The sequence below is a fragment of the Niallia sp. FSL W8-1348 genome, from assembly GCF_038006745.1.
Classification (GTDB): Bacteria; Bacillota; Bacilli; order Bacillales; family Cytobacillaceae; genus Niallia; species Niallia alba.
In genome coordinates this window covers 1839719-1865454 of sequence record NZ_JBBOVV010000001.1, presented here as the reverse complement: position 1 = coordinate 1865454, position 25736 = coordinate 1839719, and the positions used below count along the sequence as shown (strand labels likewise).

The 25736-nt window shown below is 35.7% G+C and carries 19 protein-coding genes and 1 riboswitch; of the genes, 13 read left to right on the top strand and 6 right to left on the bottom strand.

Features of this window, described 5'->3' with window-relative positions; genetic code table 11:
• Position 1: 1 nt before the first annotated feature.
• The 3 genes from uvsE (NST60_RS08800) to NST60_RS08790 all read right to left on the bottom strand — a co-directional run bounded on the left by uvsE (NST60_RS08800) (position 2) and on the right by NST60_RS08790 (position 3747).
• Entirely contained in the window at positions 2 to 967 is a 966-nt protein-coding gene (gene uvsE, locus NST60_RS08800; RefSeq protein ID WP_169187759.1) for a UV DNA damage repair endonuclease UvsE, read from the bottom strand.
• A gap of 41 nt (positions 968 to 1008) precedes the next feature.
• Positions 1009 to 1962, bottom strand: coding sequence for a UV DNA damage repair endonuclease UvsE (uvsE, locus tag NST60_RS08795; RefSeq protein ID WP_341098675.1), 954 nt, complete (start codon positions 1960 to 1962; stop codon positions 1009 to 1011).
• Between the two features lie 138 nt (positions 1963 to 2100).
• On the bottom strand, positions 2101 to 3747 hold the full coding sequence (locus tag NST60_RS08790) for an ABC transporter substrate-binding protein (protein WP_016204000.1): 1647 nt from the start codon (positions 3745 to 3747) through the stop codon (positions 2101 to 2103).
• Positions 3748 to 3844: 97 nt separating this feature from the next.
• Between NST60_RS08790 and NST60_RS08785 the strand changes: the two genes are divergently transcribed.
• Positions 3845 to 5101 carry an MDR family MFS transporter gene (locus NST60_RS08785; RefSeq protein WP_016203999.1) on the top strand — a complete coding sequence of 419 codons (1257 nt, stop codon included), beginning with the start codon at positions 3845 to 3847 and terminating at the stop codon, positions 5099 to 5101.
• 359 nt (positions 5102 to 5460) lie between these two features.
• Here NST60_RS08785 and NST60_RS08780 read toward each other — a convergent pair whose 3' ends face one another.
• Positions 5461 to 6645: a DUF4317 domain-containing protein gene (locus NST60_RS08780; RefSeq protein WP_016203998.1), complete on the bottom strand. Its 1185-nt coding sequence runs from the start codon at positions 6643 to 6645 to the stop codon at positions 5461 to 5463.
• 210 nt (positions 6646 to 6855) lie between these two features.
• On the opposite strand from NST60_RS08780, the gene NST60_RS08775 reads away from it, so the two are divergent.
• On the top strand, positions 6856 to 7500 hold the full coding sequence (locus NST60_RS08775) for an SDR family oxidoreductase (protein ID WP_016203997.1): 645 nt from the start codon (positions 6856 to 6858) through the stop codon (positions 7498 to 7500).
• A gap of 646 nt (positions 7501 to 8146) precedes the next feature.
• Here NST60_RS08775 and NST60_RS08770 read toward each other — a convergent pair.
• Positions 8147 to 8389 (bottom strand): DUF2812 domain-containing protein, encoded by a 243-nt coding sequence (locus tag NST60_RS08770; protein ID WP_016203996.1) that lies wholly within the window; start codon positions 8387 to 8389, stop codon positions 8147 to 8149.
• A gap of 326 nt (positions 8390 to 8715) precedes the next feature.
• Between NST60_RS08770 and NST60_RS08765 the strand changes: the two genes are divergently transcribed.
• The 7 genes from NST60_RS08765 (at position 8716) to licT (ending at position 18724) form a co-directional block, all read left to right on the top strand.
• Positions 8716 to 9402 (top strand): GntR family transcriptional regulator, encoded by a 687-nt coding sequence (locus tag NST60_RS08765; RefSeq protein ID WP_016203995.1) that lies wholly within the window; start codon positions 8716 to 8718, stop codon positions 9400 to 9402.
• 54 nt (positions 9403 to 9456) lie between these two features.
• Entirely contained in the window at positions 9457 to 10542 is a 1086-nt protein-coding gene (gene uxuA, locus NST60_RS08760; protein ID WP_341098673.1) for a mannonate dehydratase, read from the top strand.
• Between the two features lie 123 nt (positions 10543 to 10665).
• On the top strand, positions 10666 to 12192 hold the full coding sequence (locus NST60_RS08755; RefSeq protein ID WP_224427861.1) for an MFS transporter: 1527 nt from the start codon (positions 10666 to 10668) through the stop codon (positions 12190 to 12192).
• A 15-nt stretch (positions 12193 to 12207) separates the two neighbouring features.
• Positions 12208 to 13626: a glucuronate isomerase gene (gene uxaC / locus NST60_RS08750; protein ID WP_341098671.1), complete on the top strand. Its 1419-nt coding sequence runs from the start codon at positions 12208 to 12210 to the stop codon at positions 13624 to 13626.
• Between the two features lie 790 nt (positions 13627 to 14416).
• On the top strand, positions 14417 to 16327 hold the full coding sequence (locus NST60_RS08745) for a beta-glucoside-specific PTS transporter subunit IIABC (RefSeq protein ID WP_341098670.1): 1911 nt from the start codon (positions 14417 to 14419) through the stop codon (positions 16325 to 16327).
• Between the two features lie 27 nt (positions 16328 to 16354).
• The gene (locus NST60_RS08740) at positions 16355 to 17776 is read left to right on the top strand and encodes a 6-phospho-beta-glucosidase (RefSeq protein ID WP_016203989.1); all 1422 of its coding nucleotides are present in this window, start codon (positions 16355 to 16357) and stop codon (positions 17774 to 17776) included.
• A 117-nt stretch (positions 17777 to 17893) separates the two neighbouring features.
• Positions 17894 to 18724 carry a BglG family transcription antiterminator LicT gene (gene licT / locus NST60_RS08735; protein WP_101728854.1) on the top strand — a complete coding sequence of 277 codons (831 nt, stop codon included), beginning with the start codon at positions 17894 to 17896 and terminating at the stop codon, positions 18722 to 18724.
• 386 nt (positions 18725 to 19110) lie between these two features.
• On the opposite strand, the gene NST60_RS08730 is transcribed toward licT, so the two are convergent.
• Positions 19111 to 19287 carry a hypothetical protein gene (locus tag NST60_RS08730; protein ID WP_169187763.1) on the bottom strand — a complete coding sequence of 59 codons (177 nt, stop codon included), beginning with the start codon at positions 19285 to 19287 and terminating at the stop codon, positions 19111 to 19113.
• A gap of 338 nt (positions 19288 to 19625) precedes the next feature.
• Here NST60_RS08730 and NST60_RS08725 point away from each other — a divergent pair, with 338 nt between their 5' ends.
• The 4 genes from NST60_RS08725 (at position 19626) to NST60_RS08710 (ending at position 25548) form a co-directional block, all read left to right on the top strand.
• On the top strand, positions 19626 to 21029 hold the full coding sequence (locus NST60_RS08725) for a TerD family protein (RefSeq protein WP_016203987.1): 1404 nt from the start codon (positions 19626 to 19628) through the stop codon (positions 21027 to 21029).
• A 125-nt stretch (positions 21030 to 21154) separates the two neighbouring features.
• Positions 21155 to 22108, top strand: coding sequence for an AAA family ATPase (locus NST60_RS08720; RefSeq protein WP_101728855.1), 954 nt, complete (start codon positions 21155 to 21157; stop codon positions 22106 to 22108).
• Positions 22108 to 23313: a DUF58 domain-containing protein gene (locus NST60_RS08715; protein WP_016203986.1), complete on the top strand. Its 1206-nt coding sequence runs from the start codon at positions 22108 to 22110 to the stop codon at positions 23311 to 23313. Before NST60_RS08720 ends, NST60_RS08715 begins: the two co-directional genes overlap by 1 nt.
• On the top strand, positions 23314 to 25548 hold the full coding sequence (locus NST60_RS08710; RefSeq protein WP_169187764.1) for a DUF4129 domain-containing transglutaminase family protein: 2235 nt from the start codon (positions 23314 to 23316) through the stop codon (positions 25546 to 25548). It abuts the gene before it with no gap.
• A 29-nt stretch (positions 25549 to 25577) separates the two neighbouring features.
• Positions 25578 to 25679: riboswitch (purine riboswitch) on the top strand.
• Positions 25680 to 25736 lie beyond the last annotated feature (57 nt).

Sequence of the window (25736 nt, the reverse complement as noted above, 5' to 3'; positions counted from 1 at the left end):
TTTACTTAAGACGGAAAGAAGAGCCATCAATCATTTCTACATCGTTTCTAATGCTCACTTCTTCTATTAACTTAAAAAGGGCCTCATCCTTCTTTTTAGCTTCTATCATGCAATCGATAACAGGAATGCTTCCTTTTATTAGGTTTAGGAAATTGAAAAACATATCTATATCAATATAATCGGCATGATGACGGAAGTGCTTTTCATCCTTGGGACTGGAAATATGCATTTTAATTGGTAATGGAGATGTACTCCATGTTTGAAGAATACGACTCCAGTTATCTTCCCAATTGGGATTATGATGATGGGCGAGATGATGATGATAATCAAACACAAGTGGAATCCCTAGTTTCTCGCATAAGTAAAGAGTATCTTCCAATGTGAAAGAGGTATCATCATTTTCAAGCATGATCATGTCTTGAATAGAGTTTGGGACTAGCATCCAATTATCAATAAATCTTTCTAATGATTTTTCGGTATCCTTATAATTCCCTCCCACATGCATAACACAACGATGAGTTGTATCAATCCCCATTCCCTTTAATAATAAATAGTGTAATCTTAAAGTTTTAATTGAGTTTTTCCATATATGTTTTTGATTGGAATTAAGGAGAACGAAGTGATCAGGATGAAAATCAAGCCTAATCTGATGCTTTCTGGCAAATTCACCTATTTCTTTTAAAGGCTCATTTAAAGGTTTCATATAATCCCAATCTAGCAGCTCTTCGTGATTGGCTAATGGAATTAGCCTGGAGGTAAGGCGGTAAAAATGGATATCGGAAGCAGCAGTATGTTTTAGGAGCCGAAGCGTATTATGGAGATTTTGCAAGGCGATCCGTTCCAGCTTACGAAGGCCTGCATCCCGGTCATCTATTTTTTGAAACTGTTTAAATGTCATCGTCTTTGAAGGAGATGCATTTTTTACTATCATGCTCATTGCGACATATCCAAGTCGAACAATCGTCATCCATTACACCTCCTCGTTCGTATTAAAATGTAGAGAAACACTTACCATTCTATTGTTCCACCAGAAACCCTCTTTACTCCTCTAATAGAGGCAATGTCCTCGATAAGCTTAAACATAGCCAGATTTTTTTGTTTTGCTTCTATCATAACGTCGAAATCTTGATTAAGATTTTTAGCCATTTTTAAAAAGGGAAGTACAAAATCAAATGAGACAAAGTCAGCATGAGAACGGAAGGCCAGAGTGGATTTCGGGGAGGAAATATGAACTTTAGGAACCATTCTACGATTTTTCCACGTTTTAAAAATGCGCTCCAAATAAAGAGCTAAGTCAATATCTTCTTTATTGGCTATATGGTGATGATAATCAAGAATCATGGGAATGTTTTCCTGCTCACAGGTTATCAGTGTTTCTCTCACATTATATGTTTTATCATCATTTTCAAGGGTCATCTGGTTCTTAATTGCCAAAGGAAGTTGCTGGATGTTTTGCTGGAATCTCTGCAAAGAAGTATCTTTATCACCATAGGCTCCGCCAATATGAATATTAATAAGACTGGTATCAAGGGCGTCCATAGCTTCTAGCATTTTATAATGGAAGGTCATATCTTTTATTGCATTTATGGTTACTTCTTCCCTAGGGCTAGTAAAAAGCGTAAATTGGTTGGGGTGAAAGCTAACCCGCAGCTTAAATTGTTTAACTAATTGGCCAAGTTCTCTCCACTGTTCTTGAAAAGGAGTTATGAAATCCCAGTCTACATCTGGATGCGTTGCTAAGGGCACTAACGAACTGGATAAGCGGTACAATGGAATTTCATTGGCAGCATTATAGTAGAGAATTCTTTTTGTATTTTTTAAATTTTGAGCTGTAACAGCTAGTAACTTTTCTGTGGCTTCCTGTTTAGGGAGTGCTGAATATCGAAAGAAGGTTAAAGCCTTTGAAGGACTTGCATCCCATAATCCTAGTGCATTAGCCACATAGCCAAAGCGAATCTTCATCTGTTTAGTTCCTTTCCATAGAGTCCAGTAGTTTCTCTTTTTATATTGCCTTATCTCCTGGAACTCTATGTGCTGTTTTTGCTTAGTTAATAAAACGATGCATAAAAAAATCCTGAGAATGTCTCTTTCCTATACCACTCATTCCTTCGGACGAACCCACACTTTTGAAAAATCTACATAGCCAAAATGGCTAATTTTAATATTGCTTATATCGGTTGAAAATGGAATATACCGCTTTTGATAATAAAGGGGAATCATAATCGATTGATTAATCAATTCTTTTTCGATTTCTAGATTTAAAGCTGTCCATTGTTCAAATGGTGTTTCCTTATATTTACCCATTAAGTTTGTAAGTGTTTCATTATTTGCTATCATTTGGGAAAGTGGGGAAAACCCATTCATTAAAAAGTGGTAAAATGAAAAATCTTGATTGAATTCAAAAACTTCTCCATGTACGAAAAGATCTACGTTTAATGTCTCAGGATGCTTTGTTAATATATCAGCAAAGGAAAACCATTGGATATCTGTAGGGATATTTTCTTTTGCGAATATTTCTGCAAGCCATTGTGTAGTATTAGCAGTATGTCTGGCACCTCTTATCACAATTGGTTTAGAAAATACTGGCCGTTCTACTTCAGAAATAGTCAGCTGTTGATTTTGGCCGACTATTATACTCTTATCATTCGGTATTAGTCTTGGACTTAGGTTACCAATAGTATGACGGTTTTTAGCGATAATCCAATGAAGGTAATCTCTTACTTTCTTCTGTCTAATAGCAAAATCTCTACAGGAGTTCATTACGATAATACCAAACCCCGAGTCGCTTTCTACTTCGAAGGAGGAAGAGGTATTCTCCTCCATAGGAGAATGATAGATTCCTTTAAAATCCTCAGGCACTTGAATGAATTCTACTACATCAATTAATGGTCTTTCTCGAAAATGATCTTGAAAAGCAGTTAAAGTTGTCTGCTTATCACTGTTTTGTTGCAGGATGAAGTAACCAGTGCCCAATAGTTTTTCATTCGTCTCTCTATAGATGCTTGCACACATCATACTAAGCATAGGAAGGATATAGCTGCATCCATTGGGATGGAGAATATCGAGTATAAGTGGAGACTTTACTTCAATTCTTTCGACAGGTGTCCATAAATCTTTGTAATAAGCATGTGCCCGAAGCTTGTCAAGACATTCGGCCACATCATTTGCTGTCAGAACAGAACCGTCATGAAATTTAATGTCTTTTTTTAGATAGAGTCTTAATTTAGAAGGGGTGCTATCCCAACTATGGGCAATTTCAGGTAATACTTTCCCATCTTCTGTATGAGTGACAAGCCGATTAAACACATTTGCCACTAAATGCGCACTGAAGACATCTCCAGCCTCAAGCGGATGGACGGAATGGAAAGGATATCTTTTTGGTACGATTAATTTATCATTTGACTCTTGGACAAAGCCAAGTTTTGTGTGAAATTTATTCATTAATCTCATTTTACTGTTTGTGGACCAATCATACATTAAGTATTTGCTTGTTTGTTCTACTGGTTCCAGATCAAATCGCTTTAAAACTTCTTCCTCGTAAGAAGTTTCTACCTCTTTTTTCCATAACAAAGTTGAGATGTTTCCGCGTCCTCGTCCGGGTGTAAATGATAGCCAGCCTTCCTCCATCCATTTTTTTAAATAACGTGTTGTTTGTTTCGAGCTCAATTGCAAGGTTTCAGAAATTTCCTCCATTCGAATACTGCCAGAAGGATAATATCTCCAAAGTGTAAGTAATTTGTTATCCATTCTTTTTCCTCCTAAAAGGGGACATTGTTTTGTTAATTGTCTATTTTTAGAATTATTCGTCTAGTTTAATATACAGTAATAACAAGGGGGAGACAACATGAAATGGAAGGAATTACCGCGAAATATCAAAGTTAGGATGATTACCTCTTTCTTTAATCGGGCGGTATCATCAGCAGTTATGCCATTTATGGCTTTATTCTTTGCACAGGAATTAAACAAAATTTGGGCGGGCTTATTTTTGATCACTACTGTGGTTATCGGATTTTTGATCAATTTAGTTGGAGGATATATTTCTGATCGCTTTCCGAGAAAAAAGGTTTTAATGATAACATCCTGGCTGAATGCATTCTTCTTTTTAATCATGACGATCAGTCTATTTCCGACCAATAAAATAATTGTATTGTTTGCTTTGGCATACGTTGGATTTATTATCACAAGCAGTCTAGGGCGACCAGCAATGCATGCGATTATTATTGATTCCACAACACCAGAAAATCGAAAAGCTATTTATGCGCTCGATTACTGGCTGATTAATTTATCGATGGCTATTGGGGCAGCACTTGGAGGACTTTTATATTTGAATCATCAGAAAGAATTATTCATCATGCTGACTTGCACATCTACATTGATTCCAATTGCCTACGGGGTTTGGCTGCAGGACAAGTTCACAGATCAGTTACAGAAAAAGCACAAGAATGTCTTGGTTGACTTAATCAGCAATTATAAAGTGGCATTTAAAGATACAGCCTTTGTAAAAGTGGTTACAGGCTCCACCTTTATTTTTGCAGCTGAATTTTCATTAAATAGTTATATTGGGATTCGCCTTGCTGAAACTTTTGAAGCAGTTCGGATTGGGAGTTTTGAAATTGTTGGGGTACGAATGCTAAGTATATTAAATATAGAAAATATGCTGCTCGTAGTCTGCTTTACTTTCATTATTAATCGGTTCACAGATAAGATGAATAAAAAGAATGCTTTAATAACAGGTCTTATTATATATGGAATTGGATATGTGACTGTTACTTCGGCGAATACGTGGTATATGCTCGTTTTATTTAATTTGATAGCAACGATGGGCGAATTAATTTATTCACCGATTCGAAATGCAGAGCAGGCAAATATGATTCCAAGCGATAAACGTGGATCATACTCTGCTTTTTCCAACCTATCATTTAGTGGAGCAGATTTAATTGCAAGAGCTAGTATTATTATCGGGGCATTCTTAATTCCAACAATGATGTCTGTCTACATTGGCTTCATTGTAATGATGGGGACTATTCTTATTTATACAGGATTATTCGCGAAAACCATAAAAGTAAACAACTTAGTCAATAAAGGCGTTAGTGGCGACTAGAGCAGTAAGTTAGATTTATCGAGGGTGGGACAAAACAAAATAAATAATGGATAAAGACGAACAATCTCTAATTTAGTGGTGAATCCAAATCGTTCCAGTATTTTTTTCAAAAGAAACTAAATGGAGCAGACTGAATACACGTAGACTCCTATGGGAGCTGCGAGAAAGTCCAAGACCCCGCAGGAACGAGGAGGCTTGGCGCTCGCCCCATGGAAAGCGAAGTGTATTCAGGCTGCGGGTGATTACCACAATCCTTCGTTCTTAAAATAAATAAAAAACCCAAACAATTATACGAATTTTTTTATTGTTCGGGGGTTAGATTTGGTTGAAATATTTATGTCCCACTCTCTCTTTGAATTTTAGTCTTCTTCTGGACTTCCGCCGAAGGCTTCGGGAATCATTGTAAATCCTTCGATTACGGTGTCTTCTTCGACTTCAATCATCAAGTAGCGTTTGCCGCTAAATTCGATTTGCTTCACATATCTTAAGTCAGGAGGGCTGATGGCAATGTTAGCAATCTTGGTGCTGATCTTAATCGATTTTGATGTGAATTTTGGCAAGATATTACTTGCTTTTAATTCATATTTATCATCATCAATAATTTTTTTGAAAGCAAACTCGACTTTTTCTGGACTAATGTCCTCTACTCCGCTCATCTTTAAGACTTGTTCCACGTCTTTGGAGTCTAATTTTGGAACCTCTTCTTCTTCATTTTCGACAATCATTCGGTTAATTTCCTCGTATACATTCGAAAGAGTAGAAGTGCTCAATTGATCTCCAGTCACATCTTTAATGATTTCCTCAAACACAATTTTATCATCTTGAGCAGTCATCATTTCCTCGCCGTTGAGAACTTCCTCGATAAATTGGTAATCTGGCTCATGGATTTTGCCGGCAGCATAGAGAATATGGTTAACATCTGCTGCATTATCTGTGAAGCTAGGGAAAAGAAATCCGCCCATTGGCGCATTAAGATTTATAATGGGATCAACAACAATATTGTATTTAAACTCTTTCTCTACATAGTCAAAAAGTAATTCTTTCTTAGGCTCTTGTGTATTATTGATGCTGCATAAAATGAAAGGATGGGAGAAAACCGTATCTCGTTCGCTTTCTTCGGATTCTTCACTGCGCCGTTTCTTCGGCTTTAAATATTCTCCGCGAATGAATGTGATGACAATGTCTTTTTCATATTGTCTGCTATTAAGCAACTTGTCCACAATCTGAAGCATTTGCTCTTTCCAATCCTCTACTTCTGAGCTAAGTAATCCTTTATGTAGGATAAGTTGGCTATTATTTTCTGCCTCTCTATGAAACCTTAATTCAAACAGCTTTTCATCCAAATTACCGGCAAGTAATTTCTTGAAGTTATGTAAAAATAACTCTTGTTGATCTTGATCAAGCATGCCAAAGGGCTGACTTTGATAATGGAATATATCACTTGATTCTTTCATGACATAAACATTAAACATATCTGTTATTCTAAGTAGATCATTATTCATTTTGAATTGTTTTCGGATGTTTGCGATATCTTTTTTATTCATTTTAAGTTACACTCCTAAGTTACTTTGAAAGTAAATGATGGATGTTTGATTAGCCTTAGAGCTCTGTGTTCACACTCATTTTAGTCATTTATCCATTCTATCATATTTGGTTTCCCTATTATAAGAATCAACATGTTCTTTTGTATTATTTGAAAAAGAAACAATTGGATGAAATAATAGTAGAAAATGGATTAGAAAGGAGTCAGTGCTGTGAAAGTATTAGTTGTTGGAGCAAACGGGCAAATAGGTAAACAGCTTGTGACATTATTACACGAAAGTAATGAGTTTTCTGTTAGAGCATTGGTAAGAACGTCAGATCAGCAGAAAGCTTTTGACAAAGTCGGAATAGAAACTGCATTAGGTAATTTGGAAGAAACGGTGGAACAGCTAGAGTCTGCAGTGAAAGGTTGTGATGCCGTCGTATTCACAGCAGGTTCAGGTGGGAAAACGGGATATGATAAAACATTATTGATTGATCTTGATGGTGCTGTGAAAATGATGGAGGCAACAAAGAATGCAGGGGTAGAACGGTTTGTAATGGTTAGTGCGTTGCAGGCGCATCGTCGAGAAAACTGGAATGAACAAATTAAGCCATATTATGTAGCAAAACACTATGCTGATCGCATTCTTATGGAAAGTGGATTAACCTATACCATTATTCGTCCGGGCAGATTAACAAATGATGCTGGTACTGGTTTGGTTGCAGCTGCTGAGAATCTAGAAAAAGGAGTGATCCCAAGAGAAGATGTAGCAGCGACAATAATGGCTTCTATAAAAGAAAAAAATGTGTTTAATAAATTATTTGATTTAGTCTCTGGTGAAACGGAAATGGAGAAAGCGGTGAAGAATTTATAAAGAGTAATTAGTGAAGCAGCGTTCTATGCAGCTTGTGGGTTTGGCTGATAAATCGGAAGCTTGGCTGAAAAGAGTGAAGTTTTGGCTGATAAATCGGAAGTTTGGCTGAAAAGAGTGAGTTTTTGGCTGATAAATCGGAAGCTTGGCTGAAAAGAGTGAAGTTTTGGCTGATAAATCGGAAGTTTGGCTGAAAAGAGTGAGTTTTTGGCTGATAAATCAGAAGTTTCGCTGAAAAGCATTAATTTGGCATTGGAAACCTGCCAGTTTTAGCTGGAAAACCAAAAGTTAGCTCGGAGTACTCATACCCAAAAGGCCAACAAAGGCAGGTAAAATAGACGCAATAACATATAAAATAGGTTATTTCTAATTAAAGCGGTAATTTCTTGTTCCTTTTTAGAATATAAATTTTTTTAGTAAGAGGAAATCCAATAATATGGAAGAGAATTCCTATGACAATTAAACCAGTATTTAATAGGATATTAAATACTGGTTTGTCTCTTAGAAAAATGTCTTGGAGGCCGGAATAAAGAAAAATTATTGCTAGAATATACCAGATAAAGTTAATTCTTTGATAATGTTCCATTTGGGAATCAATATCTGAATATATAACGAACTTTCCTAAGGCAGTATCTTTTCGAAAATAGTGCTATCTGTTGGCTGATGCGATATGTTCCACATTTAATGCTAGATTATTATTTTTTGGCGTACTCTTTTTTAGAAATGCGATTCTGTAAATAAAATTACCAGGTGTGCAGTCTTCAAATAAATAAAATCCTTTGGAAATTTCTTTAAGCGCATACTCTTTTTTACACATTTTATTTAACCACGCTTCTTCTTTTTCAATATTAATAAAGGAATTTTTATAAATACTTCTTTTCACTTTTTTCATCGTATTGGTTTCACGCTCTCCTCTTCTGTATTAGCATTTCATTCCTCCTTAAAAGCATCAATAATTATTAAGTATTCCCATAATAATTCATTAATTCTAATAAAAGTGTAAATAAATTGCAAAAGCTGTTAATGCAATTGTCACATTTTAGTACTATTTTTGAATTGTATTCCAAAAGAAATGAAGTTATAATGTACTCATAACTACCATATTAGTATATTAATATGTTTTAAGGGGGGAGATTTTTAAAATCAATGAAAATGAATGACATTTAATCCTCCCTTTTTATATACTAAACAAATATAAAAAGGAGAAGAGGATCTATCATGTCAAATAATAGTGCGAAAGTATTTGCTTATAACCAATTGAAAGAAGAGATTTTAAAATTAAAGCTTATACCTGGTACAAAGATTAGTGAAAAAATTATGTCGGATTTATTACAAGTTAGTAGAACACCTATAAGAGAAGCTTTTTTAAAATTAGCACAAGAGGAATTATTAACAATCGTTCCACAAAGTGGTACGTTTGTCTCTCTAATTAACCTAAGTCTTGCTGAAGAAGCACGCTTTGTCCGAGAGATAATTGAAACCAATATCATCGGTTTATGCTGTGAGAACATGACAGATGAAATTGCCTTTAAGCTAGAAATGAACTTAAAGATGCAAGAAATGCTGGCTAGCAATGAAGTGGGAAAACAAGAAAAAGAAAAATTTTTAGATTTAGATGAAGGTTTTCATAAGGAACTTTTTATTTGCTGTGGAAAAGAGCGCACTTGGAGAATGATTCAAGATATGGCGGGGCATTTAAATCGGTTTAGATTACTAAGACTAAAAGATATAAAGGATTTAGATTGGGAGATATTAATCAGTCATCATAAAGAAATTTACGAAGCAATTTTAGATAAGAACAGAACAAAGGCTGAACAATTAATGTCTGAGCATATGAGATTGATGCTTTCCGAAAAAGGAGTTTTACTGCAAGAATTCCCTGAATATTTTTATCCGCAACAATAGATAACCAGTTTTTTCGAGAGACAGCAAGATTCGAAAAGAGGAGGAAAATGAAATATGCAAATGACATTTCGGTGGTATGGGGAAGGCAATGACACAATTACTTTAAAACAAATACGCCAAATTCCAGGAGTCAAAGGGATTGTCTGGGCACTACATGATGTGCCTGCAGGAGAAGTATGGCCTGTAGAGCGTATTGCAGAAGTAGTAAACCAAGTAAAAGAATACGGATTAAATACCGAAGTTGTTGAAAGCGTTAATATTCATGAAGATATAAAATTAGGATTGGATTCAAGACAGCCATATATAGAAGCATATAAAGAAACGTTAAAGAATCTTAGTCAATTCGGCGTGAAAGTAGTATGTTATAACTTTATGCCTGTCTTTGATTGGCTGCGTACAGATTTATTTAAAGAAACAGAAGATGGCAGTACTGCATTGTATTTCGATGCTCAGAAAGTACTTTCTCTTACACCTGAGCAAGTAGTCAAAAACATGGAAGAAAATACAAAAGATTTAACGCTGCCTGGATGGGAACCAGAGCGACTAAAAGATTTAAAGCGTTTATTTACTTTATATAAAGATGTATCAGAAGTAGCTTTGTTAGATAATTTGGTATATTTCTTAGAAGAAATTACTCCAGTTGCAGAACAATGTGGAATTAAAATGGCTATCCATCCAGATGATCCACCATTTTCGATTTTTGGTTTACCGCGTATTGTAAAAAATAAAGAAGATATCCAACGGATTTTAAGTAGTGTAGACAGCCCAGCTAATGGTTTAACCTTCTGTTCTGGCTCACTAGGGGCAAATCCAAGTAATGATTTAGTTGATATTGTGAAAACATTCACTAATAGAATTCCCTTTGCTCATATCAGAAACGTAAAACACTTCGAAGATGGTAGTTTTATAGAAACTTCTCATCGTGTGGAGGATGGGTCTGTACCTATAACAGAAATCGTTAATGGTTTATATGAAAACGATTTCGGTGGTTATATTCGACCAGATCATGGAAGACATATTTGGGATGAGGTATGTAGACCGGGTTATGGCTTATATGACCGTGCATTAGGTGTAATGTACTTATTAGGAGCATGGGATACAAATAAAATTTTAACAAAAGAAGTCCTGCAAAAATTATAAATTGTTTAAGCGAATATGGAAAAGGGAGAGGCCCTTTAAACTTATCTTTTTCTAATGAAATTTTCAATTAAATGAAAACGTTTTACCTATGTCCATGTTGATTATAAATAGGAGGCGTTACAAATGGGAAATAAGCAGAAAGACGTTACACTTAAAAGGAGTATTGGATACGGCTTAACAGATATGATGGGCGGAGGGGCTTTTACCATTATAGGAGCATGGCTTTTGTTCTTTTATACGAGTTATGCTGGTTTGACGCCAGTTCAAGGTGCTTCCATTATTGCCATTGCCCGTATAGTAGATGCAATCGTAAGTTTATTTATGGGAAGCTTTTCAGATAACTTTTTAAAGTTTAAATTAGGAAGAAAATTTGGACGGCGAAGATTTTTCTTATTGATTGGTTCACCATTGATGCTTATTTATGTATTGCTGTGGACGTCGGGAATGAATTATTTATACTATCTCCTTACTTATTTAGCATTTGAAATTATTGCCGCAATGGTTTTGATACCATGGGAAACACTCCCTTCAGAAATGACAACAGACTTTAACAAAAGAACAAAACTATCAACAGCTAGAATGTTTTTCTCTGGTCTTGGAACCTTTTTGGCAACCTTTATACCTGGACAATTATTTAGTATTTTAGGGCAAGATAATTCTCTTGCTTTCTTCATTAATGGTGCCTTCTTCGCAGTCGTTTTTGCGGTTTGTGTATTTATTTCTTTCCGTTCTACATGGGAGCGAGAAGTAACACCGGAGGAATTGCAACAGCTTATGACTCAGAAGAAAGAACACAAAAATAGTTTAAAGGTTGTAATACAAACATTCGTGGATTTTGCCTCCACGTTTAAGGTGAAAAGCTTTCGTAAGCATTTATTAATTTATATTTGTTCAATGACAGCGAAAGATGCTTTTAACGCAGTATTTGTATTCTTCTGTGTATACGCTTTAAATAGTACTTCTACCGTAGCTGCGAATCTACTTTCATTTAGTATTATTGGGCTTCCCGGTGCCATTCTTTATGGGTATTTAATGATCAAAATTGGTCCATCTAATTTATTTAAAATATCGTATTCCACGATGATTCTCTGTTTATTAGGATATGGTGCGGTTTATTTATATCATCCGAGTAATTTAATCCTGACATTAGGTATTATTTCATTCCTGTACCAAATCGGAAGAAGTATGCTGGAGTTCATTCCTTGGAATGTCTTTCCGTTTATACCAGATGTAGATGAAATGATTACGACGAAGAGAAGAGAAGGGATCTTTGCTTCAGTAATGACGTTCTTTAGAAAGTCTTCTGTTGCTCTTGCGACTTTTTTAGTTGGCGCCATTTTAGAGGCTGGGGGATTTGTACAAGGTTCAGCAACACAGCCACAGAGTGCTGTTCACACTATTATGTATATCATGATTTTTGGGGTTGGCCTACTGCTGCTTATATCATTAATTGCCGCCTTCACGTTTAAATTAAATAAAGAAACGCATGGAGTACTCGTAGATGAAATTGAACGTTTAAAGAACAACGGTTTAAAAAAGGATGTAGATCCACAAACGAAGAAAGTCGTTGAGTCCTTGACTGGTTATTCCTATGAAAGGCTTTGGGGTGGAAAGGAAGATGAAGAACTAACGCAAACAAAGATTAATTAAGAGGAGGAGAACAAAGTGAAGACTTTTATGGATAAAGATTTTTTACTTCAAACGGAAACAGCGAAAATATTATTTCACGATTATGCTGCAAAAATGCCAATCTATGACTATCATTGTCATTTAGATCCTAAGGAAATCTATGAAAATCGCCGATATAAAAATATTACAGAGCTGTGGCTAGAAGGTGACCATTATAAATGGCGTGCTATGCGTGCTAATGGGATAGACGAATATTATATAACTGGTGAAGCCGATGACTATAGCAAATTTGAAAAATGGGCTGAAACTGTCGAGAAGTTAATTGGAAATCCACTCTATCATTGGACACATTTAGAGTTAAAACTATACTTTGGCGTAGACGATATTTTAAAAAGAAGTACAGCAAAAGAAATATGGGAAGTATGTAATCGGAAAATACAGAACCCGGATTTTTCAGCAAGAAGTTTAATTGAAATGTCTAACGTAGCACTTATTGGTACAACAGATGATCCAATTGATGATCTGCGATTCCATAAGTTATTACAAGAAGACGAAAATTTTTCTACAACTGTCTTACCAGCTTTCCGTCCAGACCACCTTATGGCTATTCAAAACAAGTATTGGGCGGAGTATGTTGAAAAACTAGGAAATCTTACAGAAGTGGAAATTACCAGTTATAGTACTCTTTTGGAAGCGATAGATCATAGAATCGATTATTTTCATGAGATTGGTTGTAAATTGTCTGACCATAGTTTAGAAATCGTGGTGTATGAACCCTCCACCATCGAAGAGCTAGATGCTATTGTGGTAAAAGCCTTGAACGGCGATACTATTTCAATGAAAGAAAGTAATCAATTTTTAACAAATTTACTAGTCAATCTTGGAAAGGCATACAGCCAAAGAGGATGGGTTATGCAATATCATATTGGAGCATTAAGAAGTGCGAACTCTCGTTTGTTTCAATCACTTGGTGCAAATATTGGCTGTGATTCGATGCAAGATAGTCCTGTCGCTATTCCATTAGCAAAATTATTAGATGAGCTGGATCGAGATGGGAATCTCCCTAAGACCATTCTTTATGGTTTAAATCCAAATGATAATGAAGTTTTAGCAACAATGGCTGGGAATTTCCAAGAAGGAGGAACTCCATCCAAAATCCAATTTGGTTCTGGCTGGTGGTTTAATGATCATATTGATGGAATGATAGCACAAATGAAAACACTTGGAAACCAAGGATTATTATCGAGATTTATTGGAATGTTAACAGATTCCCGTAGTTTTTTATCCTATAGCCGACATGATTATTTTAGAAGAATTTTATGTAATCTTATAGGGAACTGGGTGGAAAATGGGGAGTATCCAAATGATACAGAATGGCTCGGACAAATTATCCAAGATATATCCTATTTTAACGCTCAGCGCTATTTTGATTTTCCGTTAAAAATGAATTATTAATTGTGTGAAAATAAAGAAGGCGAAGAAAGTTGTTATTGCAAGTGTGGCGGAAAGTATTGCTGCATATGGTGGTGACTCTTCATGGCGCCAGGTTGATAGATAGAAAGAAGGAGTCAAATGGAGTCTTCTTCTTTCTATGGTAGGAAGAAATTATTTGAGTTAGAAAATCTGTAAGCTGAAAAATACTTTAAGTATCTTCTTCTTACTTTTAATTATAAAAGCTCTTTAGCAATTTTTTGCATACATATAAAAGCATTTTTATCATCAAAGTCGTTTTGTGAATACCCTAAGCTTTCACATGCATAATATAAATGCTCTAACCAATCCTCATTTTTTTGTTTGATTGCTATTTGGCATTCCTCTTTTTATCTTACCATATAAAAATTTACATTTATTTTGAAGGAAAATAAAAAAGGGATAATCTTTAACAAAACCACTCTTCAGCTATTAAGAAGAGTTACCCCAAAAAGGCTTTAAATAATTATCGATTTACTTGAGAATTATAATGCTTGCCCATTTATCGCAATAACATTATTAAACCAATTATAGGATGGTTTAATAAATCGACAAAAGAATTCAATTTTCTAAAAGAAAGCGTTGACACTTATTTTAAGTCATGATAAATTACAGGTAACAAATATAAAACTTAAAGGTTCCGTGAAGGAATGTTACCTTAAGTGGGCATAACCTGAACTGACTAGAAAACATGCTATTGTCTTGCGTGTATTTTAGTCGGGTCAGGTTTTTTTATTTGTTAAAACCAAATTCCATAGTGAAGGAAGGGTCAAAAATGAAATATGAGCAATTAGCAAAAGATATTATTGCCAATGTGGGTGGAAAAGAAAACGTTTCCAGTGTTGTTCATTGTATTACGCGTCTCCGCTTTAAGCTTAGAGATGAAAGTAAAGCAAATACAGAAATACTAAAAAATATGGATGATGTTGTAACTGTTATGAAAAGCGGTGGTCAATATCAAGTGGTTATCGGTAACCATGTTCCAGACGTATACAAAGCAGTTGTTTCAGTAGGCGGCTTTCAAAGCCAACAGCCTGTAGAGGAGGAGGAAGGTTCTAAAGGATCTCTTTTCAATCGATTTATTGATATGATTTCGAGTATTTTTACTCCCGTTCTTGGAGTTCTAGCAGCATCAGGGATGATCAAAGGGTTTAATGCACTATTTTTATCAATAGGATGGCTAACAGATTCTTCTGGCACTTATCAAATTTTAAATGCAACAGGAGATGCACTATTTTACTTCTTACCAATCTTCTTAGGGTATACAGCAATTAAGAAATTTGGAGGAACACCGTTTATTGGAATGGCGATAGGGGCTGCATTAGTTTATCCAACCTTATCTACTTTAACAACAGGTGATCCTTTATATACCATATTTGGAGGTACATTATTTGAATCGCCAATCCATATTACTTTTTTAGGAATACCAGTAATTTTAATGAGTTATTCTTCTTCCGTTATTCCGATTATTCTTTCAGCATTCTTTGCTTCTAAAGTAGAGAAATGGTTAAGAACTGTTATACCAGATGTAGTGAAAGCATTTATTGTTCCGTTATTTACGTTATTGATTGTCGTTCCTGTTACATTTCTCGTTATTGGTCCAATTGCAACATGGGCAAGTACATTAATTGGTCAAGGTTCTTTATTCTTATATAACTTAAGCCCAGTCATTGCAGGATTATTAATAGGCGGGTTCTGGCAAGTACTGGTTATCTTCGGTCTTCATTGGGGTCTAGTACCAATTGCTATTAACAATGTAGCAACACTTGGCTATGATACGATTTTATCTCCTGTATTTGCAGCGTCCTTTGCGCAAATTGGTGCAGTCCTTGCTATTTTAATTAAAACGAAAAATCAAAAGCTAAAAACATTGAGTTACCCAGCCTTTATTTCCGGTATTTTTGGTGTAACAGAGCCAGCAATTTATGGGGTTACCTTACCATTAAAGAAACCATTTATTATTAGCTGTATCGCTGCAGGGATTGGTGGTGCTATTGCAGGTCTTACAGATGTAAAGGGTTACATCATTGGAGGTCTTGGTATTTTTGGTATTCCTTCATATATTAGTCCTACTGGAATCAATATGAACTTATGGGGAGCACTAATATCAATCATTGTTGGCTTTATAGTTGCATTCTTGTTAACACTATTCTTTGGAGGCATTAACAAAAGTCAAGATTCAACTGGAAAAACTACAGCATCAAACCAAGTAGCAGCAACAAAACTAGAAAAAGAGGAAGTAAAAAGCCCTTTGAATGGAGAAGTAAAAGCTTTATCAAAAGTAAAAGATGAGGCATTTGCATCCGGTGCACTTGGCCATGGTATCGCAATTGAACCGAGTGAAGGAAAATTATATGCTCCTGCAGATGGGACTGTCTCTGCTTTATTTCCAACGAAGCATGCAATTGGTATCACAACTGACACTGGTGTAGATATTTTAATTCATATCGGAATGGATACCGTTCAATTGGAAGGGAAGCATTTTACTGTACACACTACACAAGGTGAAATTGTAAGAAAAGGGCAATTACTTATCGAATTCGATATGGATGAAATAACGAAAGCTGGGAAGCCTTTAACGACGCCGATCGTTATTACAAACTATAGAGAGTTTCATTTAGAAGTTACAGATAAAAAACAGATACACCAAGGAGATTTATTATTTCGCCTAGAAACGAAGGGATAAGTTATAGAGAAAGGAATGATAGATAGTATGGCGTTTCCAAAAGGATTTTTATGGGGTGGAGCAATTGCTGCCAATCAAGCAGAAGGAGCTTATTTAGAAGATGGCAAGGGCTTAACAACTGTTGATTTATTGCCAACAGGGGATAAAAGGTTTGAGATTATGATGGGAAACCTTCCGTCTTACGAGCCGCTTGAAGGAGAATTCTATCCTTCACATGAAGCAATTGACTTCTATCATCGATATAAAGAGGATATTGCCCTTTTTGCAGAAATGGGATTTAAATCACTGCGTTTATCGATTTCATGGGCAAGAATCTATCCGAACGGTGATGATTCTACACCAAATGAAGCTGGGCTACAGTTTTATGATGATATTTTTGATGAGCTATTAAAGTATGGAATCGAACCAGTAGTAACTATTGCTCATTTTGATGTACCTATTAATCTAGTAAAGAACTATGGGAGCTGGAAAAATCGTAAACTAGTTGATTTCTTTGAAAAATATGCAACTACCTTGTTTGAGCGTTATAAGGATAAAGTGAAATATTGGATGACTTTTAATGAGATCAACATGCTTTTACATTTGCCATTTGTTGGTGCAGGATTGGTGTTTGAAGAAGGAGAAGATAAGCTTGAAGTGAAATATCAAGCAGCACATCATCAATTGATTGCAAGCAGCTTGGCTGTAAAAGCAGGGCATGAAATCAATCCTAATATGAAAATTGGTTGTATGCTGGCAGCAGGCCAAACATATCCATATTCCTGTAATCCAGATGACGTCTTTGATGCAATGGAAAAAGATAGAGATTCATTCTTCTTCATAGATGTTCAATCTCGAGGAAAATATCCTGGCTATGCCAAGCGATTTTTCAAGGATAAAAATATATCAATTAAAATGGAAGAGCAGGATGAAGCATTATTAGCGGAATATACAGTTGATTATATTGGTTTTAGCTACTATGCGAGCAGAACTACAAGTACAAATCCAGAAATTAATAAGCAAACTTCTGGGAATGTATTCGGTTCTATTGAAAATCCATATTTAGAAAAATCAGAGTGGGGTTGGACAATCGATCCGAAAGGTTTCCGTATCACAGCAAATCAATTGTATGATCGCTATCAAAAGCCGTTATTTGTAGTAGAGAATGGTTTAGGGGCTATCGATATACCAGAAGAAGATGGAGAGATAAAGGATGATTATCGTATCGATTATCTACGTAAACACGTTTTAGAAATGTCTGAGGCGATAGAGGATGGTGTAGAAATAATTGGCTATACCAGCTGGGGGCCAATTGATATAGTAAGTGCTTCAACAGGTGAAATGAAAAAACGCTATGGCTATATTTATGTAGATAAAGATAACGAAGGGAATGGGACATTAAATCGATCAAAGAAAAAGAGTTTCGATTGGTATAAAGAAGTCATTGTATCCAATGGAGAAAAGGTATAAAAAGGAAATTGGGAAGTTGGTTATCAACTTTCCTTCTTTCCCATTTTTTAAACAATACTATCACGATCACTTATCTATTATAATGAAAAAAAGCCATATTAAACTACAGGTGGTCTAATGAAAATAGAAAAAGTATATAACAATAACGTAATCGGTACATTTAATAATAAAAAAGAAGAATTAGTAGTAATGGGCAGAGGGATTGCTTTTCAGAAGAAACCTGGTGATTTAGTTGATGAAACAAAAATCGAGAAAATATTTGCTTTAAAAAATAATGATATGTCGGAAAAGTTTAAAACACTCCTATATGAAGTGCCGGTTGAATATATCGTCATAACGGAAGAAGTTATAAAGATTGCTAGCAGCAGGCTTGGGAGGAAGTTAAATGATAGTTTTTATATTTCTCTAACCGATCATCTCCATTTTGCTGTGCAAAGAATAGAAAAAGGATATGAAATTAAGAATGCATTATTATGGGAAATAAAACGATTTTATAAGGAAGAGTTTGCTATTGGAATGGAGACGGTTCATCTAATTAAGGATAAGTTAGGTGTTGAACTACCAGAAGATGAGGCGGGATTTATTGCTATGCATCTAGTCAATTCAGATTTAAATCAAGAAATGCCTAATATCGCAAACATAACAAAGGTAATGCAAAATATACTAAATATTGTTAAATATCATTATAAAATGGAATTTGACGAGGAATCTTTAAATTACTTTCGGTTTCTTACCCATTTGAAATTTTTTGCGCAAAGACTATACAGCAAGACATACATGGATGATGATGACCCATACCTCTATGAAATGGTTAAACATAAACATCAGGAAGCATTTAAATGTACGGAAAAAATAAATGAATACATTGAAAATCAATTCAATTATTCTTTAACAGATAATGAAAAGTTATATTTAGCAATTCATATACAAAGGGTAGTTAATCGTTAGTAGTTTGCGGGGATCATTTTCTTTCTTTAGGCTTTGTTAAAATAAAAGGCTGTTTTCGTAAAGTTTGTTGTGATTACCCAGCCGGAATACACGTCGCTTTCCGTGGGGCTAAGCTTAAGCCTCCTCACTTCGCCTCCGGGGTCTCAGACTGTCTCGCTAATCCCTGTGGCGTCTTCGTGTATTCCGGCTGCTCCATTTTTCCAACTAATTCTTTTTTTCGATTGAAAAAACAACAATCCTTTAGAAAACAGCCAAGTAAAATGTTGTTTTAAAGGCAACTGAGCAATAATAGATGGATAGCATTCTTCTATATTACATGATAAAAAACATTTTATTTAACAAAGCCTTAAAAATGAGAAAACAGGAAATTATTTCTATATAGATAATTACTGTGTAATCGATTGGTCTGTAGTATCTTTTTCTTCTGCCTGTTCCTCTTTGGAAGCTTCGTAAATCTTCTCGTATTCTTTTCTCACTTCTCCACAAGTGATGCATATACCACTGTAATAATAATTATATTTATGATATTTTCTTATCTTACAAATAAGGGAACCAAATAACATACGTAACACTCCTTTACCTTTTCCATTCTACCGTACGAGCGAATTATATTCGGTTAAATAACCGTTACGAACCTACCAAGTTTATTGCAAGCATGTCTTCTTTATCTTTTTTATGACAAACTCCCCAAAAACATTACATTTACTATAAAAAATAGTTGGAGAAAGAAAAGATGTAACGGAAAGTGGTAAGTTTAGAAACTTTTTCATGGATTGGATCGTAAAAGGAATAGTTGTAATACAAATGTAAATGAATATACGTACATTTACCTAGATAATACTGTAAAATAATAGTTAATCGATAGTTGGAAGAAGACGATTGTAAAAAGGAGAGATTCTTTGTGGGGGTTATACTAAGTAAAGGTCAAAAGGTAGATTTGACAAAAGCACATCCTGGATTAAGCAATGTTGTAATAGGTTTAGGATGGGACATCAATCATCATGAGGTCCATTATGATTTAGATGCTTCCGCTTTTTTATTAGGTAGTAATAATAAAGTATGGAGTGATAATGATTTTATTTTTTACAATAATCCAACTGGCGCTAATGGATCGGTAATATATAGTGGAGATAATCGGACAGGTCAAGGTAGGTTGGATGATGAACAAATTAGAGTAGATTTGGCTAAAGTACCAACCACTATTCAACGCATCGCCTTCACTATTACAATCCATGACGCTTATGAAAAAAGGCAAAATTTTGGACAAATATCTAATGCCTATGTCAGAGTATATAATGAGAGCGAACAAGTAGAACTTCTTCGTTTTCATCTTGGAAGAGACTTTACAATTGAAACAGCGATTGTTGCAGCAGATATTTATCGTCATCAAGGCGAATGGAAATTTAACGCAGTTGGCAGTGGTTTTCAAGGTGGGCTCGCTGCTTTATGTCATAATTTTGGCGTGACTGTAGATGATGAGCATGCAGCAGTTGTTCATTCTAATACATCTATACAACAAATCTATCAAGAACCAACTCCCCCTTCTTTTCAGCCTTTTGAAGCACAAAGTTATGGCTCACAAGAAAGAGGCAGCTATGAACCTATAAGACAATCCGCATATGCAAATAACACACAAGCTTCTGGACAAGCGTCCTCCTATGATCGTTATTCTAGTGATCAATTGCAATGTATGAGATGTCGCAGTACAAATGTCCGTACTGGTGAAAAAGGATTTGGAATCGGGAAAGCAGCTATAGGAGGACTGATTTTAGGACCAGTCGGTTTACTAGGTGGCTTTATCGGAAAAGGACAGCTTAAAATAACCTGCAATAGTTGTGGTTTTAGTTGGTCACCATCTCAGACAGATTATGCGGAATGGGGAAGACAACAGAAACAACGAGCAAAAGATCTCTTTATGCGCTATAAAAACCCAGAAGTACTAGACGCTGTAGTTGCTGCATGTGCATTAGTTGGTATGGCGGATGGAAGATTAGATCCTTCCGAAGAACAAAAAATGAAGGAGTTTATCCATCAAAGCGAAGAATTGCGTGTTTTTGATACAAATAAAGTAATTCAGCAATTTAATCAGTTTGTTCAAAAAATCGAATATGACCAAATTATTGGTCGAGCTGAATGTTTTCGCGCATTAGGGAAGGTTCGTTCCAAGCCTGAGGTTGCAAGACTTGTAGCTAGATATTGTATTGCAATAGGGTATGCAGATGGACATTTTGATCAAAGAGAAAAACAAGTAGTAGTGGAAATATGTCGAGAATTAGGATTAAATCCACAGGAATTTTTAGCCTGAAAATGGGCAATGATAGAATAGAAGATGGAGTTACAGAATTGATAGTTTGTTAGCAAATAAAAAATATTCTGTAGTTAAATAGAGAAGAATGATAAATTAATCGAAAATACAACAGGAGGAGAAGCATGGCAGGAAATCATAGTTTGATAATTGACAGAATAATCGGTAATATCGAAAAGGTGATGATTGGAAAAAGGGACGTTGCAGAATTGAGCTTAATTGCTTTACTTGCTCAAGGACATGTTTTATTAGAAGACGTGCCAGGTGTTGGGAAAACAATGATGGTGAGAGCTTTAGCAAAATCAGTTGGTGCTAATTTTCGTAGAATTCAATTCACCCCAGACCTACTACCCTCTGATGTAACAGGAGTCTCCATTTATAATCCGAAAGAGCTGGAATTTCAATTTGTTCCGGGGCCAATCATGGGGAATATTATTTTAGCAGATGAGATCAATCGAACTTCTCCGAAAACACAATCCGCCCTTTTGGAAGCAATGGAAGAGAGTAGTGTTACGATTGATGGAATTACCCATCATTTACAAAAACCATTCTTTGTGATGGCGACCCAGAATCCAATTGAATATGAAGGAACCTATCCTCTTCCAGAAGCACAACTTGATCGCTTCTTATTGAAAATGCATATGGGATATCCAACTGTAGAAGAAGAAATGGAAGTGCTAACTAGAGTCCAAGTAGCAGCGCCAATTGAAAAATTAGAGTCTGTTGTGAGCTTGGATGAGCTGCTGACTCTTCAATATGAAGTAAGGCAAGTGTATGTGGACGATACGATAAAAAAATACATAGTAGAACTTGCGACTGCAACAAGAGATCATGCAAGTATCTATTTGGGAGTTAGTCCTAGGGGTTCTATTGCTCTAATGAGAGCAGCACAAAGCTATGCCTTTATTCAAGGAAGAGATTATATTATTCCAGATGATGTACAATTTTTAGTGAAAGCTGTTTTTGCTCATCGAATTATCCTGAAATCAGAAACAAAATTTGATGGAATTACAGCTGAAGAGATTATCGATCGAATCCTTGGGCGAGTGCCTGTGCCAGTGCAAAGGTTAGTGAAGTAATGAAAAGATTTTTGCAAAAGCTAAATCGGATTTGGAAATTAATCTTGCTATTTTTACTAATAGCGATGGTATTTTCTTATGCCATGTTCCAAGGTGGGTTTGTAAGCTGGTTTTTATTTTATAGCTTTTTACCATTTGCTTTATACGGTTTATTCGTTGCGGCGTATCCTATTAGAGACTGGCAAGTAAAACGAAAGATTTTAAAGTATGAATATAGTGCTAAAGAAGAAATGCATGTGGAAATTGAATTAACGAGGAATACATTTTTCCCAGTTTTCTATATTGTGGTGAGAGATTCTTTTAGCTCCACTATCGGAGAAAAAATAATGGGAAAGAAAATGTTGATGCCTGGTTTTAAGCGTAGACTCACTTTTAAATATACGGTAAAAGAGTTGCCAAGGGGAGAGCATGTATTTGATCAGATTTTTTTACAAATGGGTGATCCACTTGGCCTTATTGAGAAAGAAAAGGCCTATATCCAAGTCGATCGAATTCTTGTGTATCCTCCTGTTGAAGAAATGGTATACAAACCGCTGGAAAATCACTATGAACAGGGAATGACCTCTTCAAAAGAGAGAGTTCAACGAGATACGACGATGGCTGTGGGCATAAGAGAATATCAGCCAGGTGACCGTTTTTCTTGGATTAACTGGAAAGCAAGTGCAAGGCGTAATACCATGATGACGAAAGAATTTGAACAAAAACAGTCTCATGACATTATGATTGTAATGGATTGTCAGGAGAATAAAAGATTCGAAACGGTAGTCTCTTTTACTGCTTCTATCATCCGTGCCATTTTAAAAAAAGGTGCCCAAGTTGGCTTACTATCAGTTGATTCTGATCGGACGATTTTTCCAATAAGAGGAGGAGAAAGCCAGCAACAGCTATTACTCTACCATTTAGCGAAAGTTCGTACCGCAAAGAATATAACACTATCTGAGGTGCTAGATAATGAAAGTAGTCAATTACAGCCACAGGCTACCATTATGTTAATCACGTCTCAATTGACGAGAGAACTAGTCGATAAAGCTGGATGGCTAGCTAGCAAAAGATATAATATCGCTGTGTTTGTCATTGCAGGTAAAAAGGAAGGTCTATCTAGTGGAGAAAAAACATTAAGTGCTTTCGCTGCAAAAAGAGGCATTCGAGTTATCCCTGTTTCAGAAGGCAGGTTTAAAGAGGCGTTTGGGGAGGTGGTGGCTTAAATGAGTACATCATTTAACAAAAAAGACATCACAATAGCCAATTTTCTATTATACATTTTAGGATTTTTTTTAATATGGGAATGGCTCAGGCCATTGGAGGAATTAACAAATACAGACAATGTGATTGTTTTTAATCTATTTCTTGCACTCTCTTTATTGTTAGCCTTTTTGCGAGTTCCGAGCTTGTTAAGTGGAACAATTAAGACGATATATATAATATTTATTCTTCAATATCTATATTATGAAGGCTCGTTCTTAACTTTCCAGTGGATTCAGCCTTTTGTTACGGAGTTTATTGATAATTTAGCATTGGTATTTAATACTAGTTGGCCGGAAATGACGAACATGTTTAAAAGCTGTCTGTGCTTTATTTTGTTATGGCTAATGGCATATTTAATTGATTACTGGCTAATTAAGAGAAGAAAGATTTTTACTTTCTTTTTACTGACCATTATTTTTATTACAGTGTTAGATACTTTTACGATTTACAGTGCTAATAATGCTATTATTCGTACAGTTATCATTGGGTTTACAGCAATGGGAATGTTAACATTCTTTCGAATAAATGAAAAAGAAAACGTTGGGAATACGCGAGGCTCTATTTTGAGATGGATGATTCCATTGTTTCTATGTGTAATCGTGAGTGCAGGGATTGGCTATTTAACACCAAAAGCAGATCCTATATGGCCAGATCCTGTTCCGTTTATTCAGACAATGGGGAATAAAGGAGGAGAGGATGAAGGAGAAGGCCAAGGAAATGGTGTCCATCGAGTTGGATACAGTGTAGATGATTCCAGATTAGGTGGAGACTTTATTGGGGATTCTTCCTTAGTCTTTGTTTCGGAAGTAGAGGAGCCGCATTATTGGAAAGTGGAAACGAAAGATACGTATACAGGTAAAGGGTGGGTACAGTCTGAGGAATCTTTAAAATTAAGTCGAGATAACTTTGAAGTATTAGATCATGGTGGCGACATTCCATTTGTTTCCTTTGTGGAAGGGGAGAGTGTGAAGCGAACGGAATCAGAAAGCACGGTGCAATTTGCCAATGCTTTTTCCTATCTACTTTATCCGTTAGGTGTAAAAGAAGTATCCGCAACTAATTCGTATATGGAAATTGAAAGCGGAAATGAGCGTGGTGTGTTTAACGGATATGTAGAAAGCTACTCTGTTAAATATGATGTACCAGAATATAGTTTAAATGCTTTAACAACAGCTGATATGGAGGCCTTTGTGAGGGATAATCCAGATATGGCGAATCGCTATCTTCAGCTGCCTGATTCGCTGCCGCAAAGAGTGCAAGATCTTGCTGCTGATATAACAAAAAATGATGAAAATGTCTTTGCGAAGGTAAGGGCGATAGAAACCTATTTCTCTGCTAATGGTTTTGTCTACAGCCAAAGTAATGTTGCAATTCCAGAAGGGGATGAGGATTATGTGGATCAATTCTTATTTGAAACAAAGCTAGGTTATTGTGATAATTATTCCACTTCAATGGTTACATTGCTGCGTTCGATTGGTATTCCATCTCGATGGGTAAAAGGCTTTACAGAAGGAGAATTTGTAGAGACAGATGGGGAGATTCGCCGTTATGAAGTAACAAATAACAATGCACATTCCTGGGTAGAGGTCTATTTTCCAGAGGTTGGTTGGGTTTCCTTTGAACCAACACAAGGATTCTCAAATGCTAATACGTATCTGAATGACGTGGAAACCGATCGAAATACGGAAAGTACTGAAACACAAACGCCAGAGGGACAGGAGCAACAACCGGAAACTCCAGAAAACAAACCGGAAGATCCAGAACAAACAATGGAGCCTACATCACCAGCTACAGAAGGATGGAGAAATTACACAACTGCCGCAAAAGAAAATTGGCAGTGGATTGCTCTAGTTCTAGTAATCATTGTTGTGGTTGGATTTACTGTTTATAAATTTCGCTATAAATGGATGCCATATTATTATATTTGGAAGTTTAAAGACATAAAGGATGAAGGTAATTTTCCAAAAGCGTATATTGTGTTGCTGCATTTATTAGAGATAGCCGGACTTCAAAAGAAGGAAGAAATTACCTTGAGGGAGTATGCGAAGCAAATAGATCACATTTATTCCAGTAAAGAAATGAGCCAATTGACTGCTAAATATGAGGAATATCTGTATAAAGGTCAGATACAAAAAGAGACTTGGGAAGAGTTAAGGGAATTGTGGGAAAATTTAATTAAAAAAACAACAGCTTGACCATCGATTCGACATGTTGTTACAATATTCTCATCTATATATTATTCCTTCATATATCCTCGATAATATGGTTCGAGAGTCTCTACCGGGTCGCCTTAAATGATCTGACTATGAAGGCAGATAAGTCTTTCCAGTTTAGCTTTATGTGGGAATCCAAAGACTAGAATTCTGCCTTCGTTTTTATTTGA

What these genes read in the sequence shown, in the direction of transcription:
- uvsE (WP_169187759.1), bottom strand. Translation starts at nt 967, where the DNA reads ATGACGATTGTTCGACTTGGATATGTCGCAATGAGCATGATAGTAAAA.
- uvsE (WP_341098675.1), bottom strand. Translation starts at nt 1,962, where the DNA reads ATGAAGATTCGCTTTGGCTATGTGGCTAATGCACTAGGATTATGGGAT.
- NST60_RS08790 (WP_016204000.1), bottom strand. Translation starts at nt 3,747, where the DNA reads ATGGATAACAAATTACTTACACTTTGGAGATATTATCCTTCTGGCAGT.
- NST60_RS08785 (WP_016203999.1), top strand. Translation starts at nt 3,845, where the DNA reads ATGAAATGGAAGGAATTACCGCGAAATATCAAAGTTAGGATGATTACC.
- NST60_RS08780 (WP_016203998.1), bottom strand. Translation starts at nt 6,645, where the DNA reads ATGAATAAAAAAGATATCGCAAACATCCGAAAACAATTCAAAATGAAT.
- NST60_RS08770 (WP_016203996.1), bottom strand. Translation starts at nt 8,389, where the DNA reads ATGAAAAAAGTGAAAAGAAGTATTTATAAAAATTCCTTTATTAATATT.
- NST60_RS08765 (WP_016203995.1), top strand. Translation starts at nt 8,716, where the DNA reads ATGTCAAATAATAGTGCGAAAGTATTTGCTTATAACCAATTGAAAGAA.
- uxuA (WP_341098673.1), top strand. Translation starts at nt 9,457, where the DNA reads ATGCAAATGACATTTCGGTGGTATGGGGAAGGCAATGACACAATTACT.
- NST60_RS08755 (WP_224427861.1), top strand. Translation starts at nt 10,666, where the DNA reads ATGGGAAATAAGCAGAAAGACGTTACACTTAAAAGGAGTATTGGATAC.
- NST60_RS08745 (WP_341098670.1), top strand. Translation starts at nt 14,417, where the DNA reads ATGAAATATGAGCAATTAGCAAAAGATATTATTGCCAATGTGGGTGGA.
- NST60_RS08740 (WP_016203989.1), top strand. Translation starts at nt 16,355, where the DNA reads ATGGCGTTTCCAAAAGGATTTTTATGGGGTGGAGCAATTGCTGCCAAT.
- licT (WP_101728854.1), top strand. Translation starts at nt 17,894, where the DNA reads ATGAAAATAGAAAAAGTATATAACAATAACGTAATCGGTACATTTAAT.
- NST60_RS08730 (WP_169187763.1), bottom strand. Translation starts at nt 19,287, where the DNA reads ATGTTATTTGGTTCCCTTATTTGTAAGATAAGAAAATATCATAAATAT.
- NST60_RS08720 (WP_101728855.1), top strand. Translation starts at nt 21,155, where the DNA reads ATGGCAGGAAATCATAGTTTGATAATTGACAGAATAATCGGTAATATC.
- NST60_RS08715 (WP_016203986.1), top strand. Translation starts at nt 22,108, where the DNA reads ATGAAAAGATTTTTGCAAAAGCTAAATCGGATTTGGAAATTAATCTTG.
- NST60_RS08710 (WP_169187764.1), top strand. Translation starts at nt 23,314, where the DNA reads ATGAGTACATCATTTAACAAAAAAGACATCACAATAGCCAATTTTCTA.